This is a genomic window from Terriglobales bacterium (assembly GCA_035454605.1).
In the GTDB taxonomy this organism is placed as follows: Bacteria; Acidobacteriota; Terriglobia; order Terriglobales; family Acidobacteriaceae; genus DATMAB01.
On the sequence record DATIGQ010000144.1, the window covers coordinates 15,422 to 34,190 of the forward strand.

An 18,769-nucleotide genomic window follows, 5' to 3' on the forward strand; every position below is an offset into this window, starting at 1 on the left:
GAGAGGCGGCGTATAATCACACCAGATGTCGGGCATGGCATCCCCGAGGAAGGTTCTCATGAGATCACGCGCAACCGCGCTGACGCTGGCATTTACCCTGGCCCTGCTCGTAACCCCCAGCCTGCTGGCCGACTGCCCCGCCAATGTTGAGGCCATCGGCAACCGGAACATCGGCAAGGGTGGTGGCCTGGGCAACTGGTACTCCCTGGACAAAGAGATTCAGATCGGCAAGGAATACGCCGCGCAGGTGGACCAGAGCTCCCGCATCGTGCAGGACCCGGTGGTGAGCGAATATGTGAACCGTATCGGGCAGAACCTGGTGCGGAACTCGGACGCCCGTGTGCCTTTTACCATCAAGGTGATTGATTCCGACGAGGTCAACGCCTTCGCGCTGCCGGGCGGGTTCTTCTACGTGAACACCGGCCTGATCCTGGCGGCGGACGAAGAAGCCGAACTCGCCGGCGTCATGGCCCATGAGATCGCGCACGTGGCCGCGCGGCACGCTACTCGCCAGGCCACCCGCGGGCAACTGCTGAACCTGGCTTCCATCCCGCTCATCTTCGTGGGCGGGGGCATCGGTTACGCCATCCGCACCGCCGCCGGATTCGCCTTGCCCATGACTTTCCTCACCTTCTCGCGCGGCTTCGAGCGTGAAGCCGACTGCTTGGGCATCCAGTACCTCTATGCCAGTGGCTACGATCCGCAGGCCTTCGTGCAGTTCTTCGAGAAGCTCCAGGCACGCGAGAAGAAGAAGCCGGGGACGCTGGCCAAGGCCTTCTCCACCCATCCCCAAACGCCCGACCGCATCGAGAAATCGCAGGAGGAGATTGCCAGCGTGCTGCCGGCAAAGGACCAGTACGTGGTCACGACCTCCGAATTCGATGAGGTAAAGTCGCGGTTGGCCGCCCTGCAGAACCGCCGCAAGTTGGCCGACCAGGAAGACGAAAAGGCGCCCAGCCTGCGCCGCACCAAGACCGCGGACGACAAGGACGGGAAGGACGGTTCGAAACAAGAAGACGACGATGCGCCCGTCCTGAAGCGTCGCGACGAGTAAGGGAAGGGAAGTCTCCCACGACCGGCGGCCGCGGCCGCCGGTTTCATTTTCACGCCGAGGGCTTCCGGTGCTTGGCTTCTTCCACGCGCGCGAACAGCATCCGCGTCAGTTCGAGCGCGTTTCCGGCGTCGTGCGGATAGTTCACGAAAGCGCACGTAGCGACCAGCGGCTCTTCGCCGTCTTTGCCCGGAATGCGGATGCGCGCCAGGTTCTCCTCGATCTTGCGCAGCACCACCGACATGCGGTCACGATCGGTTTCCGGCAGCACCAGGGAGAAGCGATCGCCCGCGTAGCGGCAGAGAATGTCCATGCTGCGCACCTGCGAGCGCAAGAGCTGCGCCACCTGGCGCAGGATGGCATCGCCTCCCTCGAATCCGAGCGAGGTGTTGACGTCGCGAAAGGCGCGCAGGTCGAGAAGCGCCAGGGCGAAGGGCTTGCCGTAGCGGCGCGAGCGCGCCAGTTCCTGCGACACCGCGGAATGGAAGTAGCGCTGGTTGTAAACGCCGGTCACGAAATCGGTGTGCGCCACGCGGCGCAGTTCCTCGGCGAGCTGCACGTTCTTGATGGCCGTGGCGCAGACGTCGGCGGCGGCCTGCGCGATCGCGCGGTCGTCCTTACTGAAGAACCCGGAATGAGGATGTGAAACCACGACCACGCCGAGCGTCTCCCCAAAGCTGACCAGCGGCGCGCACAGTTCCGAGCCCGCGCCCGGCAAGCAGGCGGGCCAGGCCGACTGCGCGCGCACGTCGTTCATCACAACGTTCTGACGCGCGGCGAACGCCTGGGCGATGATGCCGGAACGCTCGGACTCGGCAAACTTGCTCTGGTCGAGAGTTTCGGCACCGGCGCTGGCGCGCGGACGCAGTGCACCCTCAGCCTCGCGCAAGAGAATCACCACATCGCTGCCTTCGAAACTGTCGCCGATAAGGTCGGCGAGCGTGCCGAGGAACTGCTCGATTTCTCCGGCCGAGGCGGCGGAACGGGCGATCAGATTGATGAGTTCGACCTGGCGGACGCGGCGGCGCTCGCTGGCAAACAGACGGGCGTTTTCCAGGGCGACTGCGGCCTGGCTGGCGAACAGGGAGAGCAGGGCACTGAGATCAGTAGAGAAGTAGTCCGTTTCGGAGCTTTCCGCCGCCAGCACGCCCACGACCTGCTCACGGACGATGAGGGGAAGAGCGAGGGCGCTGCGAACGTCGGGGCTGCCGGCGATGTATCGCGGTTCCCGGCTGACGTCCGGAACGCAGAGCGGCGCGCGAGCTTGAGCGGCCGCTCCGACTATGCCATCCACGCCCACGCGCAGGCGATGGGCGCTGATGGAATCGTCATAGCCGATCTGAGCGCGGCAGTAGAGTTCGCCGGCGCCACGGTCCACCAGGAAAACCGCGGAGTGGGCCACGCCGAAATAGTTGCGCACGATGAGCAGAATCTGGTGCAGGACGGTGTCCACGTCGGTGCTGGCGAGGATCATCTCCGTGGCTTCCTGCAGCACGGCGATCTCGCGCACGCTGGGATGGACTTCCTTCACGTCTGGCTCACCACGCCCTGCCGGACTGGCCGAGAACGCGTATTATACGGAGTTTTCCCCGGCCGGGCCGGGAGTCAGAACCGGGTCGAATTGAGAGGGGGGCGCAGCTTTGCTACAATGCGCCGCCAGACCGCCGAATGGCGGAGGTACCTGGGAGGGCGCGATGCTGGTACGCGACTACATGACCACCAAGGTCACGACCTTGCCTGACGATTCGCGCCTACTCGATGCCGCACTCATCATCCGGCGCAGCGGCAAGCGGCACGTGCCCATCGTCAACAGTACCGGCACCGTGGTGGGAATGGTAAGTGACCGCGATGTTTCGCGCGTGGCGCCTTCCATGCTGAGCAAGATGACGCCGGAGGAATACAATCAGATCTTCGAATCCACGCCCATCAGCGTGGTGATGAGCACCAACGTCATCAGCATTTCGCCGAACGACGATGTGTCTCTCGCAGCGTCGCTTCTCTACACCAAGAAGATCGGCGCGCTGCCGGTGGTGGAAGATGGCAAGCTGGTGGGGATCGTTACCGGCACGGACATGCTCGCCCTGCTGAACGAACTGCTGGGCAAACCGGCGGAGTCGCCGGCTTCGGATTAGCCGGGCCGCTCGAGAAAAGCCAACCCGAAATCCCTCGACTCGGGCTTCCCGCACACGACCACCGAGGTACCAGAGCAGCTTCTTCGCCTCACTCAGCAATTGGGCGCGCGGCTCGGACGCCGCGCAAGCGCCTCAACTTCGCTCGGAATGACAGCGTGAAAAGTTACGATGGACAGGTCAAGACTTCTTGGAGGCCTTGCACTTGGTGATAATGGCAGCCTGCAGTTTGAGGCGAAGCGGCTCGGGAAGATCGTAGGGCTGGCGGTCGCGATAGATCTGGATGGTCTTCTTGGTGGTGTCGCACACAACGTAGCAGTCGTGGCACCAGACCAGATGTTCTTCCAATTCGGCGCGCGTTTCGCTGTCGAGCGTGCCGTCCAGATAATCGGTGAGTTCCTGAACGAAGCGGGTGCAGTTCACTTCTGTCCGTCTCCACTCCTGCTCTTTTTGAAGTAGCGGCTCAGGCGTTCCCGAAGCTGCAGCCGCGCCCGCAGCAAACGCGATTTTACCGCAGGAACGCTCAAGCCGAGTGCCTCCGCCGCCTCTTCGGTAGACAGTCCCTCGACGTCGCGCAGGACGAACACGGTGCGAAAGCTGGCCGGAAGGCCCTGGATGGTGCGGCTGAGGATATCGTGGAGCTCCTCCTGACGGTACAACTGCTCGGGGTTCGGGCCCCAGTCAGCCACCTCGCGCGGCATCGAGCTTTCCTCGGTCTCGACGTTCTCATCGAGCGAAACCGTCTTGTCGCTGCGGCGCCGGCGCAGTTTCATCAGCGATTCGTTCACCGCGATGCGCACCAGCCAGGTGTAGAACTTGGAGTTTCCCTGAAAATCACCCAGGTGCGTGTAGGCCTTCAGGAAGGCCTCCTGCAGCACGTCTTCGGCGTCCTCGCGGTTCTGCGTGATGTGCTGCGCCAGGCGAAAGATGTTGCGGTCGTAGCGCTTCACCAGCTGCTCGAACGCCGCTACATCTCCGGCCTGCGCGGCCTGCACCAACGCCAGCTCATCGCCGGCAGCTTCCGTCACTTGGGATTGGATGGGAGTCACAGTATCACGATGCAAAAAGTTTCGAGCGAAAGTGTATTGTACCTGTTTCCGTGCTCCGGCATCCAAAGCAAAAGAGACCGGCCCATGATTCGACGCAGGAAACAGCTGGCGGTGAGCCTCTTGAGTGGCGCAGCAACGGTTTTCCTGTTGCTAGCCATGGAAGGTTGTTCGCGACTCTCCCGGGAGCCGGTGCGAATCGACGTCACCGCCCGGAAGTACAGGTTCGAGCCGGCGGAGATACGAGTGAGGCACGGAAGTCTGGTCGAGCTGCACATCACCAGCCTGGACGTGCAGCACGGCTTCGACATCCCCGAGCTGGGCATCAAGGAAGCGATCCCGAAAGGAGGCACGGCGGTGTTTCGTTTTAAGGCCGACCGACGAGGAGAGTTCCGGATCGCGTGCAGCATCGTCTGTGGCCCCGGTCACGACGACATGCACGGGCGGCTCATCGTGGAGTAGCGAGCGGTTGACTCCTGCGATTCCTGACCTTGGCCGCCAAGCGTTGACAGTGCATCTTCAGGCCCTATAATCGCCTGCAGGCGTGGAGTCGCAGTAGAGCGCCCGTAGCGGAGCGGGCGCCAGCCGAACATCTCCCAATGGCCGACCCAGAAGAAATCCGGAGTATTGTCGAACGCGTGGTCTCCGAGGCTCTGGAGTCGCACGTCTCGGAACTGCGGCGCGAGGTGGCGGAACGCGTACTGAAGGAGATCAGTCCCGCGCTGGAAGGCGGGTCGGGAAGTGGGTCCGCTCCCGGCGGTGCGCCCACGGATGTGCTGAACTCGGCGATCGCCACCATCCAGGACCTGAATTCGCAGAGTGAAATCCTGCGTACGCTGCTCGACGGCGCTGCACGCTTTTCCGGCCGGACCGCGCTGTTCGTGATACGAGGCGGCTCGGCTAGCGGATGGCAGGGCCGGGGATTCTCCAACAGCGACGCCCTCAAGGGCGTGACCGTCGACCCGAACCAGGGCCTGGCAGGAAGGGCGGTGCAGGACCGCATGCCGGCGGCGGCGGCCGCGGCAGAGTTCTCCTCCAACTTCGTATCTTCGGTCGGAAATCCTGCGGACGGAAACGCTGTGGTGCTGCCGCTAGTAGTGAAGGACAAGGTGGCGGCACTCCTGTACGCGGACGTGGGGACCGAGGCAAACGGAACGATCGACCCTTCGGCCCTGCACGTATTGGTCCGCTCGACCGGACAATGGTTGGAGTTGCTCTCGCTGCGGAAGTCGGCGGGCGCCGGTGACGCCGGACCGGCGGAAGCACCGGAAGCGCCACCACCACCGGTGGCCGCACCGCCTCCGCCACCCGCTCCCAAGGCGCCGGCCAAGGAAGAGCCGGCGATCAGCGCGGGCGACCAAGAGCTGCACAAGAAGGCCAAGCGCAAAGCCAAGGTGCTGGTAGAGGAGATCAAGCTGTACAACCAATCCAAGGTGACCGAAGGCCGCAAGCACAAGGACCTGTACGATCGCCTGAAAGAAGACATTGAGAAGAGCCGCGCCGAGTACGACAAGCATTTCGGCAAGACGGCGGCGGCCGAGGCCAACTATTTCGTCAAAGAGCTGGTGCGGATTCTGGCCGAAAACGATGAATCCGCGCTGGGCAACAACTTCCCCGGGTAGTCTTCGATGGCTGTGCGCATTCTAGTCCTGGCGGCAATCCTGTTGACGATGGCACAGGGGGATCACGCTGCGCCCGTGGCATCTTCAGCGCAGACTGCCGCCCAAGTTCCCGCAGGACAAACAGGACGCGGAAAGAAGCCTGGCAGGCGCATACCTGCCGTGGCCCGCAAGCCGTTGCCGCCACGCGCGGAGGCGGCAGCACAAGCGTACAGTTCCAGCACCGAATTGCGGCCGCTGGCGGCTCAATTGCTGAACCGCCGCACCGTGGCCGCTTATGCGGCAGTGGAGGACTACGCCGCCGACCACGCCCGCCAACCGGCGGGAGCACTGGCCTGGTTCGTGGCGGGATACGCTCTGCTGATCGACGGGGAAAACCGGGCGGCGGCGAGCATGCTGGAAAAAGCTCAGCCGCAGGCGGGGGAATTGGGCGACTACGTGGACTACTTCCTGGCGTCGGCCTATGCGGGCTCGGGCCAGGCAGCACTGGCGGCCAAGACCCTGGAAGGCTTCGGCCGGCGATATCCGGACTCCTTGTTCAAGAGAGACGCTGCCCAACTGGAAGCGGAAACCTTGCGGGCGATCGGAAGGTCGCGCGACGCCATCGCGATTCTGGAAACCATCCGGGAACCTGCCAGCGCGCGAGTGGAGCTGGACCTGGGCCAGTCCTATGTGCAGGCCGGACGCTTTGCGGAGGGAGCAGAGTCGCTGCGCCGGGTGTACTACGGCTGGCCGGCCGAGCCGGAGGCCAAGACGGCGGAGCAAGAGTTGGAGGCGCTGGCCCGGGCACACAAGCTCGCAGCGCCCACACGGCAGCAGCGCAAGCAACGGGCAGACCTGCTGATGGAAGCGCGAAAGTACCGAGACGCTGTTCCGATTTATCGGGACCTTGCCGCGGAGGCGAAGAGCGCCGAGCGGGCTGCCGCGCAGCTCGATCTCGGAAGGGCACTCTTCAAGGCACGCAAATACGGCGACGCAAAAAAGGTGCTGACAGAACTGCAGGGGCTCGCGGGCGAGGCGAACGCCGAGCGGCTCTTTTACCTGACCGAGATCCGGTCGGATCCCGACACCTATCTGCGGTATCTGGGGGAACTACGCAGCACAGCATCGGACAGTCCATGGTTGCAGCGGGCCCTGCTTTCCGCAGGAAACCGGTACCTGCTGCAAAACAATCTGGATGCGGCCGCACGCTTCTACCAGGAAGGCTACCGCCGGGTTCCCGACGGCCCGCATGGGTCCTACATGTTGTGGAAGGCAGCATGGCTGAACTACCGCCTGGACCGGCTGGAGGATGCTGGTTCTGGTTTTGACGAGGTGATCCGGCGCTATCCGGATGCTTCGGAAGTCTCCGCTGCGTTGTATTGGCGTGGGCGGGTGCTGGAGAAGCAGAACGACCTGCCGCGGGCACGCACCTTCTACCAAAAGCTATCCGACCGCTATCGCTATTTCTACTACGCGGGGCTGGCGCGTGAGCGGCTGATGGAGATCGGCATTGACGGCGGAGCACCGGAAGGCGCGCTGCTCAAAAAGATTCCGAGCCGGGATCCGCCGTTGCGCCTGGGGCGCTCCGCCATGCCGGCGGAGGACATGCGCGCACAGAAGAGCCGCTTGCTGCAAAACGGCGCGCTGTACGATTTCGCCATTCGGGAGCTGCGCGCCGTGGCCGAGGAGGGATCGGACTGGGCAGCGGGTGAGATCGTGCGACTGTATCAGCTTACCGGCCGTCACTATCGCGCGCTGCAGGTGGCCAAAAGGTCTCTGCCGGGATACTTTTCACGCGAGATCAGCGACCTGCCGCGGAACGTGTGGGAAGCGCTGTTCCCGCGGCTGTATTGGGAAGAGATTCAGCAATTCGCGGAGGCCAACGAGCTCGACCCGTATCTGGTAGCGGCCATCATCCGCCAGGAATCGGAGTTCCGGCCGGACGCGGTGTCGCGCGCCCGCGCCATCGGGCTCATGCAGCTGCTGCCTTCCACCGGGCGCAAGGTGGCACGCGAACTCAAGCTCAGGCCGTACTCTACGGCGCGCCTGAAGGTTCCCAGCGTCAATGTCCAACTGGGGACGAGGTATTTCCGCGACCGGCTGGAAGAGTTCGGGCGGGTGGAGTACGCGCTGGCCAGCTACAACGCAGGACCGGACCGGGTGACGCAATGGCTGGCCAATGGGCCCTATCGCGACGTGCCCGAGTTCGTGGAGTCCATCCCCTTCACCGAGACGCGGGAGTACGTGCAGGCCATCCAGCGCAATGTGAGCGTGTACCGCAGGCTGTACGGGGATTCAGCAGTGATCTCAGGAAAGTAGAAGGGCTTCCGGCGTACCGGAAGCCCCGGCTGAAAAAGCAACTCTAATTGCCTGAGGAACCCATCGCACCCGAGGCTCCCTCCCACACGTCGATCGAAATGAGAAAAGCATTGCGATCGCTGTAGGAGAACTTGTGCCCGGCGACGTCGGCGCGATGTTCGATGGATTTGTAGAACTCGAAGCCCGTATTCTTCTGGGCCCCGAAGTAACTGACATTGTGGAGCACGACGCCCTTGGAGTCCGCGCCGGGTTCTCGTTTGAGTTTCATGTAGGCCATCTGGCCGCCGGCCAGCTTGGCTTCGGCGACGTCACCGGAGTGATGAATCTCGATCGGCGCCTCCTGAACCTTTAGCTCTCCCCACTCCAGTCCGTAGGTCTTGAGGATGATGGGAGCAAGAGCATCGCGCTGTTCCTTGCTGGTGGAAGGGTCAAAGCTGACGACAACCCAGGGAGCCTTCTGCTCTGTTCCCCACTTGTCGCCCAAGTCGCCGGTCAGCCAGTATTTGGCGTCAGCCAGGTTGACTTTGCCCGCATGCCCCTCCCGCACTTTGACCGCCATATTGAACTCGCAGTAGGGGTGTTGGGCGTGCTTGTTGAAATAACAAGGACAAAACAGATTGCAGCTACACGCTTCCACGTAGTCCGCTTTCATCCTCCAGGCGGGTTCTGCCGGGTTGGATGCCATCAACACAAGGCAGCAAACGCTCAGCAACCCTATCTGTCGGAAGCGATTCATTGCGTGCCTCCTTTCACGTTCATAGTAACCACCGCTTGTGGCAAGCCCGCGACCTGGTGGCGCGATCGTGGGTCGGTACGGCCGAAAACCCTCTTCGACAGACTCCTAGGGCCAGATGCCGCGCGTGCGGGTCGCTTCGGCCACGCGGTCGATAGCCAGGATGTAGGCCCCGGTGCGCATGTCCACGTTGAACTTGCGCGCCGTGTCGTACACGTCTTTGAAGGACCGCACCATCACCTTTTCCAGCTTGCGGTTGACGTCCTCCTCATCCCAGAAAAACTCCTGCAGGTCCTGGACCCATTCGAAGTAGCTGACGGTGACGCCGCCAGCGTTGGCCAGGATGTCGGGCAGGACGTTCGTGCCCTTCTTGTGCAGGATGGCATCCGCTCCCGGAGTGGTGGGACCGTTGGCAGCCTCGGCGATGATCTTAGCTTTCACTCGATCGGCATTGGCGAGGGTGATCTGGTTTTCGAGCGCGGCGGGCACCAGAATGTCGCAGTCGATCTCCAGGATGGCTTCGTTGCTGATGGGCTCGCTGCCGGGAAAGCCGGCGACCGATCCGGTCTGCAGCTTGTGAGCCAGCACGGCGCTCACGTCCAGGCCGAGGCGGCTGACGATGCCGCCGCCGGAATCGCTGACCGCAATCACGGTGCAGCCCGTGTCCGCGAGCAAGCGCGCCCCAATGCCGCCGGCATTGCCGAAACCCTGAATGGCGGCGGTGGCGCGCTTGATGTCGATGCCGAACGCTTCGCAGGCCGCTCGGATAACGAACACGCAACCGCGAGCGGTGGCCTCGTGACGGCCATGAGACCCGCCCAGGAACGTGGGCTTGCCGGTGACCACCGCCGGGGAGCACTGGCGCTGGGTCATGCTGTAGGTATCCATGATCCAGGCCATGACCTGGGCATCGGTATAGACATCGGGCGCGGGAATATCGCGGTCAGGACCGATGAGAGGGGAAATCTCGTAAGCGTAACGACGGGTGAGGCGCTCCAGCTCATCCTTGGACATTTTCTTTGGGTCACAAGCGATGCCGCCTTTGGCGCCGCCGAAAGGGATATTGACGGTGGCGCACTTCCAGGTCATCCAGGAGGCAAGCGCGGCCACTTCATCCCAGGTCACGTTGGGGTGATAGCGGATACCACCCTTGCAGGGACCGCGAGCGGCGCTGTGCTGGACCCGGAAACCATCGAAGACACGGATGCTGCCGTCATCCATCTTGACGGGCAGGGAGAGCGAAAGGGCCCGTGCGGGACGCCGCAGGACCTGCCGCAGTCCGGGATCGAGGTTGAGCCTTTCCGCGGCCGTATCGAATTGCCGCATGGCGATGTGTAGCGGGTTCAGGTCTTCCTGCACTACCAGGCGAGCGGGAGCAGCAGCCATGAGCATTACCTCTCCGAGATGGTTTAGGCGTCCTCCACGTCCATATCGAGGACGCGAACTTCAAAACCGCTCCGGGCCTCCGTGTGGGGGTGGCCGCAAGCGGGGCAGGGACAATCGGCGGCAGTAGCCTGGAAGTTTTCTCCGCAGCTCAGGCAATGGCGCAGGACGGGAAGGAGCTCAAGGACGAGGCGCGCGCCGTCCGCCACGGTGCCGCGAGAGACTTCGTCGAAGGTGAGCTGCAGGCGTTCGAAATCGAGAGCGCGGCGGCCGCCGATGGCCAGGCGCACCGATACCACACGGCGTACCGCGTTGCGGTAGGCCGCCTGGTCCACCAAGTCCACGACGTGGTTGGCTACCTCACGCTCATCCATAACAGCCCGGACATCCGTGGAGGGACCGGCAGAGCGGGTTGAAAAAAGCCAGCCCGGAACCGCTCACCGACGGTCACGGAGGGCACCAAGCATACACCCGGGGCGACTGCAGGCGTCAACCGAACCGGCAAGCTTGGCGATAGGGTGTCGAGGATCTAGGAGCGCCCGGCGGCGGGCTTCTCCTCGATGTGGGACTTGGAGAACAGGATGTGCCCCACCAGAAACATTGCGCCGATGACAATGGCGGAATCGGCGACGTTAAAGGCAGGCCAGTGGTAGGTTCCGATAAAGACGTCCAGATAGTCCACCACGTGGCCGTCGACGACGCGGTCCCAGAGGTTGCCCAGGGCACCGCCCAGAACCAAGGCCAGAGCCATGCCGGTGGCGGTGAGGGAGTGACTGTTCCGCCACAGCAGGCGCCAGACGACAGCCAGGGCGATGAAGGAGAAAAGAATCAGCGCCGAGGTCGCCCATTGCGAGGTGAGATCCGAGAAGAGCCCGAAGGCGGCGCCGCGGTTTTGCACGTGGGTCAACTGGAAGAAGCCCGGAATGACGGGAACGCTCTCATGCAACGGGATGTTGCGGAGGACCAGCCACTTGGTGGCCTGGTCAGCCAGAAACACACCCAGGGCCACCAGGAAGTGGTAACGGCGCATCGCATGCGGTGGCATGGGTGGATTATCCGGTCCCCGTCGAGCGCAGACTCTCCTCCACCGGCGGGACACAGCGCTCGCAAAGGGTAGGATAGTCGGAACTGCTACCGACCTCGGTGGAGTAATTCCAGCACCGATCGCACTTGTGCCCGTCGGCGCGGCGCACCTCGACAGTGAGCGGGGCGGAGCCGTTCTCCGCAAGCGCGGGAACCAGGGTCACGGCGGAAGTGATGAAAAGGGCGCGCAAGTCGTCGCGATAACGCTCCAGCACGGGATGGACACTTTCGGGAGCGGAGAGTTGCACATGCGCTTCCAGGCTGCTGCCGATGGTCTTGGCGTTGCGCGCACTCTCCAGGGCCTTGAGCACTTCCTGGCGTACAGCCAGCAGCGTTTCCCAGTCGGCGCGGAAGGCCTCGAATCCGGCGGTGGTGTCGGTCCCGGTGATCTCCTGGGCAGCAGGGAAGAGCGCCAGGTGGGCGCTCTGGGGCCGGTTCTCCAGCTTGGGGAGGTACTGCCAGATCTCGTCGGCGGTGAAGCTCATCACGGGAGCGAGCAGGCGGACGAGCGCTTCACCGATGCGCCAGATGGCGGTCTGCGCGGAACGGCGCGCCATGGAATTAGGCGCGAAGGTGTAGAGCCGGTCCTTCAGCACGTCGAAGTAAAAGGCGCTGAGGTCGACGATGCAGAAATCGTGCATCTGGTGATAGGCGCGGTGAAACACCATCTCGTGGTACCAGCGGCGGACACTCTCGGCGAGGTCGGAGGTGCGCAGCAGCAGGTAGCGGTCAATGGCTTCCATTTCCGCGAAAGGAACGGCGTGACTCGCCGGATCGAAGCCGTTCAGGTTCCCCAGGACGAAGCGAAACGTATTGCGGATCTTGCGGTAGCTTTCGGCCACGCGCTGCATGAGCTCTTCGGAGCCCCGCACGTCCTCGCGGAAATCCACCGAGGCCACCCACAGGCGGACGATCTCGCCGCCCAGACGGTCGGCGATGTCCACCGGATCGACGACGTTGCCCAAGGACTTGGACATGGCGCGACCCTGCGGGTCGAGCGTCCAGCCGTGCGTGGCCACGCTGCGATACGGGGCCTGGAGGCGGGTGCCGACGGCGCAGAGCAGGGAGGAATGAAACCATCCGCGGTACTGGTCGCCGGCTTCGACGTAGAGGTCGGCCGGCCAGGGCAAGCCCTCTTCGCGGTCCAGCACGGCCGCCTGGCTGCATCCGGACTCGAACCAGACGTCGATGATGTCGCTTTCCTTGCGGAAGTCCGTGCCCTTGCAGTTCGGGCACACGGTTCCTTTGGGAAGAATTCCTGTGGCTGGATGCCGATACCAGGCGTCCACTCCTTCCCGCGCCACCAGCTCGACGACCGCCTGGTTTGCCTCGACTGAGCGCAGGAGTTCCTGGCAGCCTGTGCAGAAGAAAACAGCAATGGGCACACCCCAGACGCGCTGGCGCGAAATACACCAGTCCGGCCGGGTGGCAACCATGTTGGCGATGCGTTCCTCACCCCAGGCCGGATCCCACTTGACCTTCTTGATCTCGTCGAGCGCCCGCTGGCGAAGCGTGCTTCCCTCCAGTTGCGCCTCCATGGATATGAACCACTGCACGGTGGCGCGGAAGATGACCGGGTTGTGGCAACGCCAGCAGTGCGGATATGAGTGCTCGAGCTTCTCTGTAGCCAGCAGCGCCCCTTTCGCGCGCAGCAGGTCGACGATGTGCGGGTTGGCGTTAAAGACCGTCTTGCCTTCGTACTCAGGCAGGCCGTTGCGCAGGATGCCGGCCTCATCCACGTTACAGGTCTGGTCGAGTTTGTACTTCTGCCCGGTGTAGAAGTCGTCGGCACCGTGGGAAGGCGCCGTATGGACGGCGCCCGTGCCCTGATCGGTAGTGACGTACTCTGCGAGCACGCCGAGAACGCTGCGCTCGAGGAATGGGTGGGCAAAGGTCGCGTGCTCGAGTTTCACGCCGTCGAAACGGGCGAGGACACGCGCATCCTTGAGGCTGCATTTCTCCATGGTGGCCGTGGCAAGCACATCGGCGACGACGTAAACCTCGCCAGAGGCCTCGATGGCCGCATATTTCAGGTAAGGGTGGAACGCCACCGCCATGGATGCGGGAATGGTCCATGGAGTGGTGGTCCAGATGATGGTCGAGACTTTCTTGCCTGTCAGCGCGGGATCCAACTTCGCCGGATCGCTGGTGAGGGCGTACTTCACCCAGATGCTGGGGTCGGTACGGTTCTCGTACTCGACTTCAGCCTCCGCCAGCGCGGTCTTGTCGTGCAGGCACCAGTAGACGGGCCGCAGCCCGCGGTACACCGCGCCGCGTTCGAGAAAATCGAAAAAGGTACGCAGGACAACCGACTCGTACTCCGGCGTCATGGTGGAGTAGGGGCGGTCGAAGCGCCCCAGAACCCCGATGCGCTGGAACTGACTGCGCTGAAGGTCCAGGTACTTCTGGGCGTAGGCCGCGCAGGCGGCGCGGACTTCCAGCGGAGACATCTGCAGCTTGCGCCGGCCAAGGTCGTTGTCCACCTTGATCTCGATGGGCAGGCCGTGGCAGTCCCAACCCGGAACGTAGGGCGCATCCAGGCCGGCCATATTGCGGGTCTTGACCACAAAATCCTTCAAGGTCTTGTTCAGCGCAGTGCCCAGGTGGATGGGCCCGTTGGCGTAGGGAGGACCGTCGTGCAACACATAGACAGGCGCGCCCTTGCGGGCCTGGCGGATGCGGTCGTAGAGCCGCATTTCCTGCCATCTCTGGAGCATCTGGGGCTCCTTCTGGGGCAGGTTGGCCTTCATGGAGAAGTCCGTCTTCATCAGGTTGAGGGTGGACTTCAGGTCGAGGGGCGCTGCCATGCGGGCTCCGGCGATTCCGAATTTCATTATAGGGAGAGGTTTCGGGGCCGTCCATTGACAGGAGTGTGTCTCAATCTGAGTAGCCCGGTTGCATCGTATTGAGGACATGACCTTTCGAGCGTGGCAAGAGATGCAACTTCGGGGCACAATTGCACATCTGTTAGAGGAGGCAGTTGAGAGGCACACCGGGTGATGAACGAAACCGAATCTCGCGGAAGCAAACAGGGCGCCAGCAGCCATCTGAACGCTTTGCTGGTGGAGCTGCGCGAGCCATGGTGGCAGAGCCTGGGCCACAACCTTGACGACCTGTTCTTTCCGCAGAAGCTCCCTCCCTTGAAGCTGACGTCGCGGCCGGTCCCGGTAGAACAACTGGAGATCGATCAGCCGTTGTGGCGCTCCCTGGCTGACGGCCTGCGGCAGTTGTTCGTCCGCGAAAAGCAGTCGCCGCTGCAACTTACTTCGCGGCCGGTGGCAGTGAAGTCGCTGGCGGAGATCGAGCGGCCCTGGTGGCATTCGTTGGCCTCGAACCTGCACGACCTGCTCTTTCCCGAGAAGCTTCCTCCGCTACAGCTCACCTCGAAGCCGGTAGCGGTACGGGACATCTGGGGCGACTACAACTATCGAAAGCGCGGCCTGGCGGGAACCCTTTTGGTACATGCTGCGCTGCTGGCCGGCCTGGGCGCCGTCTCCTTCCTGGGGGCGAAAATGGCGAGGGAAGGGCAGCCGCATGCGACCGTGTCGCTGGTGTCGCCGGATGTCTCCGTGTATCTGCCGCTTTCGGCCAAGGCCAATGACACGATCGGCGGCGGCGGTGGCGGTGGCGATCGCGACAAACTGCAGGCTCCGAAAGGCAAGCTCCCCAAGGCTTCCATGCAACAGTTCACGCCCCCGGCAGTGGTCGTCCGGAATGAGGACCCCAAGCTTCCGATGGAGCCCACGGTGGTGGTACCTCCGGAGGTTCCCCTGCCCTCGGTCAATCTGCCGAATTACGGCGACCCGCTGGCGAAGGTGGCGGGGACGCTCTCAAACGGCACCGGCTCGGGGGGCGGAATCGGATCCGGTTCAGGCGGCGGTATCGGTTCGGGCGACGGCCCCGGATTCGGTCCGGGGAGCGGCGGCGGGACCGGCGGCGGCGTATTTCAGGTTGGCGGAGGTGTTTCCGCTCCGCGACCCCTTTATACGCCGGACCCGGAATACTCCGAGGAGGCACGCAAGGCAAAGCACCAGGGAACCGTGGTGCTCTGGCTGGTGGTGGGGCCGGATGGCCGCGCCCACGAGGTGCGCATCCGGCGCAGCCTGGGATTAGGCCTGGACGAGCGCGCCATCGCTGCCGTGAGCCAGTGGAAGTTTGAACCTGCGCGCAAGAACGGCGTGCCCGTCGCGGTACGCATCAACGTCGAAGTAGACTTCAAACTGTACTGAAGATCTGTTCTCCTGCCTTGCGCGTTAGCGGTTTCCGTGCGCGCACGACCGTGTTCTAATGAACGGTTGGTCTCCGAACAACATTGAATGAAGAAGGGCAAGCCGTAGAAAGTACGGTCTCGCGCATCATTCGGCACGAGATCGTCCGGCTCCTGGTGCTCTCGATCCTGGGCACGGTCGCGTTTCTTGGTACCCGCGCGGCGGCGACGTGGAACCGGGATGTGCAGGCCCGGACCGCGGCGGTCTGGTATGAGCGGGGCCAGCGCGCCATGGCAGCGGGAGACCTCCAGGAGGCCATCGACTTTCTTCGCCGGGCGACCGCCACGGCACGTGACAATCCTGTCTACAGCCTTGCCCTGGCGGAGGCGCTAGCCTCGGCCCAGAAGGATGAGGAAGCTGACCAGATCCTGCTCCGCTTGCGCGAACGCACACCGGAGAATCCCAAGATCAACCTGCAGCTTGCCAGGATCGCGGCCAAGCGGGGCAGTGTGGCAGAAGCGACCCGCTACTATCACAGCGCTCTGTACGGGGTTTGGCCGGGCGAAAGTGGAGACGAAGAGAGGCGGCAGGTACGGATCGAACTGACAAGATTCCTGCTCCAGCACGGGGCGCGGGACCTCGCGCTTTCCGAGCTGCTGGCGTACAGCGGGGACTTGCCGCCCAGCGCCGCCGCCCAGATTCAAGCGGGAGAACTCTTCCTTGAAGCCGCGGATCCCGCGCAGGCGCTGGCGCACTTCACGAGCGCGTTAAAGCAGGAACGCGCCTCCGACCAGGCTTTTCTTGGGGCAGGGAAGGCCGAGTTTCAGTTGGGCGACTACGCCCATGCCCGAAGATACCTGGCATCTGTCAAGCAAGGTGCGCTGGTGGAGGAGGCCTCCGAGCTCCTGGCCGTCACGAATGTGGTGCTGGAGAATGACCCTGTAGCTTCCGGGATCGGAGCGCAAGAACGGCGACGCCGCCTGAGAGCCTGCCTGCAGGGCGTTTTGCAGCGCCTGCAGGAATGCCTTGCGCAGCCGCCGGGCGCAGATATCGTCGAGCTTCAGGCCCTGCTACAAGAAGCACAAGCTCTAGAACCCTCCCTCAAGTCCTGGCGGCGGCTTAAGGATGAGGACGTGATCCCCACCGTGCTCGACCTCGTATATCGAACCGAACAGCAAAGCGATCGCATCTGCGGAACGCCTTCCAGCCTGGATCGCGGGCTGGCCCTGATTGCGGAAAACTACCTGCGCGAGCACCAGCCATGAACGTGGGCTTGCAGATCGCAGAACGGCTGCGCATACGCGAGAACCAGATTTTTCTAGCCCTGACGCTTCTGGTAGGTGTGATCGCCGGCCTGGCCGCTGTGCTCTTCACGCTTGCCATCGAGGCTACCCGCCACACGCTCTTCGGGATGAATCCCGGCGTGATGCGCACCATCCTAGTGCCGACAGTGGTGAGCCTGGTGAGCGGCTTCCTGTTGGCGAAATACTTTTCAGACGCGCGCGGCAGCGGTATTCCGCAGACCGAGGCGGCGTACCACTTGAACCAGGGAGAAATCCCGTCCAAGACGGTCTGGGGAAAGTTCCTCACCGGCGTACTTTGCGTGGGATCCGGCCACTCGATGGGGCGGGAGGGGCCGTCGGTGCAGATCGGGGCGGGAATCGCGTCGGTGGTGGGCCGGTGGCTGGGCCTTTCGCGCCGGCGCGTTCAGGAACTGGTCCCGGTCGGGGCGGCTGCGGCCCTCTCTGCCGCGTTTAACACCCCTCTGGCGGCGGTGCTGTTCGCGCTCGAGGAAATCATCGGGGACATGAATGCCGCGGTCATCGGCTCGACCGTTCTGGCCTCGGTCTCGGCGGTGATTGTCGAGCGGTCCATCCTGGGCAACGAGGCCCTCTTCCGGGTCCCGCAGTACCACCTGGTGCATCCGGCGGAATTGCTTGCTTACGCGGTGCTGGGGGTAGCGGGAGGGATCACGTCGCTGGTGTTTTGCAAAGGACTGCTTCGCTTACGCGCCTTCTTCCAGTCTCTGCCGCGCTCCACGCGCGTCCTTCAACCTGCCATGGGAGGCTTGGCGATCGGCATCCTGCTGGTCTTCTCGCCGCAGGTCATGGGAGTGGGCTATGAGTACGTCGATCAAGCGCTCAACGGCAGCCTTCCGCTGAAGATGCTGCTGCTGTTATGCGCGCTCAAGCTGGTGGCGACCATCGTCTCGTATGCGTCCGGGAACGCGGGTGGCATCTTTGCGCCCAGCCTGTATCTGGGCGCCATGCTCGGCGGAGCCGTAGGTGTGCTGGTCAACCGCGTGGCACCGTTCCCCACCGGCGACGTCGGCGCCTATGCTCTGGTGGGCATGGGCGCGCTGTTTGCGGGAATCATCCGCGCGCCCATGACCTCAGTGCTGATGATCTTTGAGCTTACCCAGGACTACCAGATCGTGATCGCGCTGATGGTGGCGAACATGATCAGCTTCCTGATCTCGCGAAAATACCAGCCCAAGCCGATTTACCATGCGCTGCTCGAACAGGACGGCGTCCACCTGCCCGGTCCTGAGACCAGACTGTCGGTCGGGACATGGCGCGCCAAGGACCTGATGACTCGTGAATTTACCGTCGTATCCGCGGATGCCACGGTGCAGCAGGCCTGGGAGATCGCTCAGAAGAATCGAGCGGAGTGCTTTCTGGTGGGAGAGGACGGCCGCGTTCATGGCTTGCTGCTGCGGAGCGAAGTGGAAAAGGCGGTGCACGCCGGCCAAGGTCAAAGGCCGGTCACGTTCTTCCTGCTGCAGGAATGGCAACAGGCCTTTCCCGACTATCCTCTGGAACTGACGCTCGAGACCTTCAGCAAGACTCCGGGACTGCTGCCGGTAGTAAGCCGGACGGATGCCTCGAAGGTGGAAGGCATCATCACGCGGGACAGTTGGCTGAAGCTCCTGGGCCAACCTCATCGATCCGCGGGACCGTAGCGTAATTCAGCGCGGACAACACGTGCCGTAGGGGATAGGGCTGCGGTAAGAACGGTCGCGGGGCGAATCAACGTAGAAATAGGGTTCAAGCTCCACTAGAGCTTTTTCCTCGAGGGGAAGCAATCTGAAGCTCACGGTCGCCCGCGATTTCCTGGAGGATGTCCTTGAGGTGTCCCCAGGGGGGGGGGTATAAGCTTGTCCTGGAAGTCTCCTCCCGGGCCCCGCAAGAGCTGTTCTTCTGATGAAGCGCGCAG

At 63.4% G+C, this 18,769-nt stretch carries 16 protein-coding genes; 8 read left to right on the forward strand and 8 right to left on the reverse strand.

The features are described 5' to 3' along the window. The first annotated feature begins 58 nt into the window (after positions 1-58). Positions 59-1,054 (forward strand): M48 family metallopeptidase, encoded by a 996-nt coding sequence (locus VLE48_10470; protein HSA93425.1) that lies wholly within the window; start codon positions 59-61, stop codon positions 1,052-1,054. A gap of 49 nt (positions 1,055-1,103) precedes the next feature. On the opposite strand, the gene VLE48_10475 is transcribed toward VLE48_10470, so the two are convergent. Beyond that, positions 1,104-2,582 (reverse strand): GAF domain-containing protein, encoded by a 1,479-nt coding sequence (locus VLE48_10475; GenBank protein ID HSA93426.1) that lies wholly within the window; start codon positions 2,580-2,582, stop codon positions 1,104-1,106. Positions 2,583-2,745: 163 nt separating this feature from the next. Between VLE48_10475 and VLE48_10480 the strand changes: the two genes are divergently transcribed. Next, positions 2,746-3,183, forward strand: coding sequence for a CBS domain-containing protein (locus VLE48_10480; GenBank protein ID HSA93427.1), 438 nt, complete (start codon positions 2,746-2,748; stop codon positions 3,181-3,183). Between the two features lie 177 nt (positions 3,184-3,360). Here the strand turns inward: VLE48_10480 and VLE48_10485 are convergent, their stop codons facing one another. Both VLE48_10485 and VLE48_10490 read right to left on the reverse strand, forming a co-directional pair. Further along, positions 3,361-3,603: a zf-HC2 domain-containing protein gene (locus VLE48_10485; GenBank protein HSA93428.1), complete on the reverse strand. Its 243-nt coding sequence runs from the start codon at positions 3,601-3,603 to the stop codon at positions 3,361-3,363. Beyond that, positions 3,600-4,208 (reverse strand): sigma-70 family RNA polymerase sigma factor, encoded by a 609-nt coding sequence (locus VLE48_10490; GenBank protein ID HSA93429.1) that lies wholly within the window; start codon positions 4,206-4,208, stop codon positions 3,600-3,602. Before VLE48_10490 ends, VLE48_10485 begins: the two co-directional genes overlap by 4 nt. Before the next feature lie 105 nt (positions 4,209-4,313). Here VLE48_10490 and VLE48_10495 point away from each other — a divergent pair, with 105 nt between their 5' ends. The 3 genes from VLE48_10495 (at position 4,314) to VLE48_10505 (ending at position 8,146) form a co-directional block, all read left to right on the forward strand. Beyond that, positions 4,314-4,688, forward strand: a complete 375-nt coding sequence (locus VLE48_10495) for a cupredoxin domain-containing protein (GenBank protein HSA93430.1) — start codon at positions 4,314-4,316, stop codon at positions 4,686-4,688. Between the two features lie 137 nt (positions 4,689-4,825). Further along, a complete protein-coding gene (locus VLE48_10500; protein HSA93431.1) occupies positions 4,826-5,848 on the forward strand; it encodes a hypothetical protein in 1,023 nt (340 codons plus the stop codon). A gap of 159 nt (positions 5,849-6,007) precedes the next feature. After that, positions 6,008-8,146 (forward strand): transglycosylase SLT domain-containing protein, encoded by a 2,139-nt coding sequence (locus tag VLE48_10505; protein ID HSA93432.1) that lies wholly within the window; start codon positions 6,008-6,010, stop codon positions 8,144-8,146. 43 nt (positions 8,147-8,189) lie between these two features. On the opposite strand, the gene VLE48_10510 is transcribed toward VLE48_10505, so the two are convergent. The 5 genes from VLE48_10510 to ileS form a co-directional block, all read right to left on the reverse strand. Beyond that, positions 8,190-8,882, reverse strand: coding sequence for a DUF1326 domain-containing protein (locus VLE48_10510; protein HSA93433.1), 693 nt, complete (start codon positions 8,880-8,882; stop codon positions 8,190-8,192). A 105-nt stretch (positions 8,883-8,987) separates the two neighbouring features. Beyond that, a complete protein-coding gene (locus VLE48_10515) occupies positions 8,988-10,265 on the reverse strand; it encodes a Glu/Leu/Phe/Val dehydrogenase (protein ID HSA93434.1) in 1,278 nt (425 codons plus the stop codon). Between the two features lie 23 nt (positions 10,266-10,288). After that, positions 10,289-10,636: a hydrogenase maturation nickel metallochaperone HypA gene (locus tag VLE48_10520; GenBank protein HSA93435.1), complete on the reverse strand. Its 348-nt coding sequence runs from the start codon at positions 10,634-10,636 to the stop codon at positions 10,289-10,291. 155 nt (positions 10,637-10,791) lie between these two features. Further along, entirely contained in the window at positions 10,792-11,307 is a 516-nt protein-coding gene (lspA, locus tag VLE48_10525) for a signal peptidase II (GenBank protein ID HSA93436.1), read from the reverse strand. A 7-nt stretch (positions 11,308-11,314) separates the two neighbouring features. Continuing rightward, entirely contained in the window at positions 11,315-14,152 is a 2,838-nt protein-coding gene (gene ileS, locus VLE48_10530; GenBank protein HSA93437.1) for an isoleucine--tRNA ligase, read from the reverse strand. A 192-nt stretch (positions 14,153-14,344) separates the two neighbouring features. Between ileS and VLE48_10535 the strand changes: the two genes are divergently transcribed. From VLE48_10535 to VLE48_10545, 3 genes are all read left to right on the forward strand, one after another. Continuing rightward, complete coding sequence (locus VLE48_10535; GenBank protein HSA93438.1) at positions 14,345-15,574, forward strand: energy transducer TonB; 1,230 nt, start codon at positions 14,345-14,347, stop codon at positions 15,572-15,574. Between the two features lie 83 nt (positions 15,575-15,657). After that, complete coding sequence (locus VLE48_10540; protein HSA93439.1) at positions 15,658-16,818, forward strand: tetratricopeptide repeat protein; 1,161 nt, start codon at positions 15,658-15,660, stop codon at positions 16,816-16,818. After that, a complete protein-coding gene (locus tag VLE48_10545) occupies positions 16,815-18,515 on the forward strand; it encodes a chloride channel protein (protein ID HSA93440.1) in 1,701 nt (566 codons plus the stop codon). The genes VLE48_10540 and VLE48_10545 overlap by 4 nt, the downstream gene beginning before the upstream one ends. Positions 18,516-18,769: the final 254 nt, after the last annotated feature.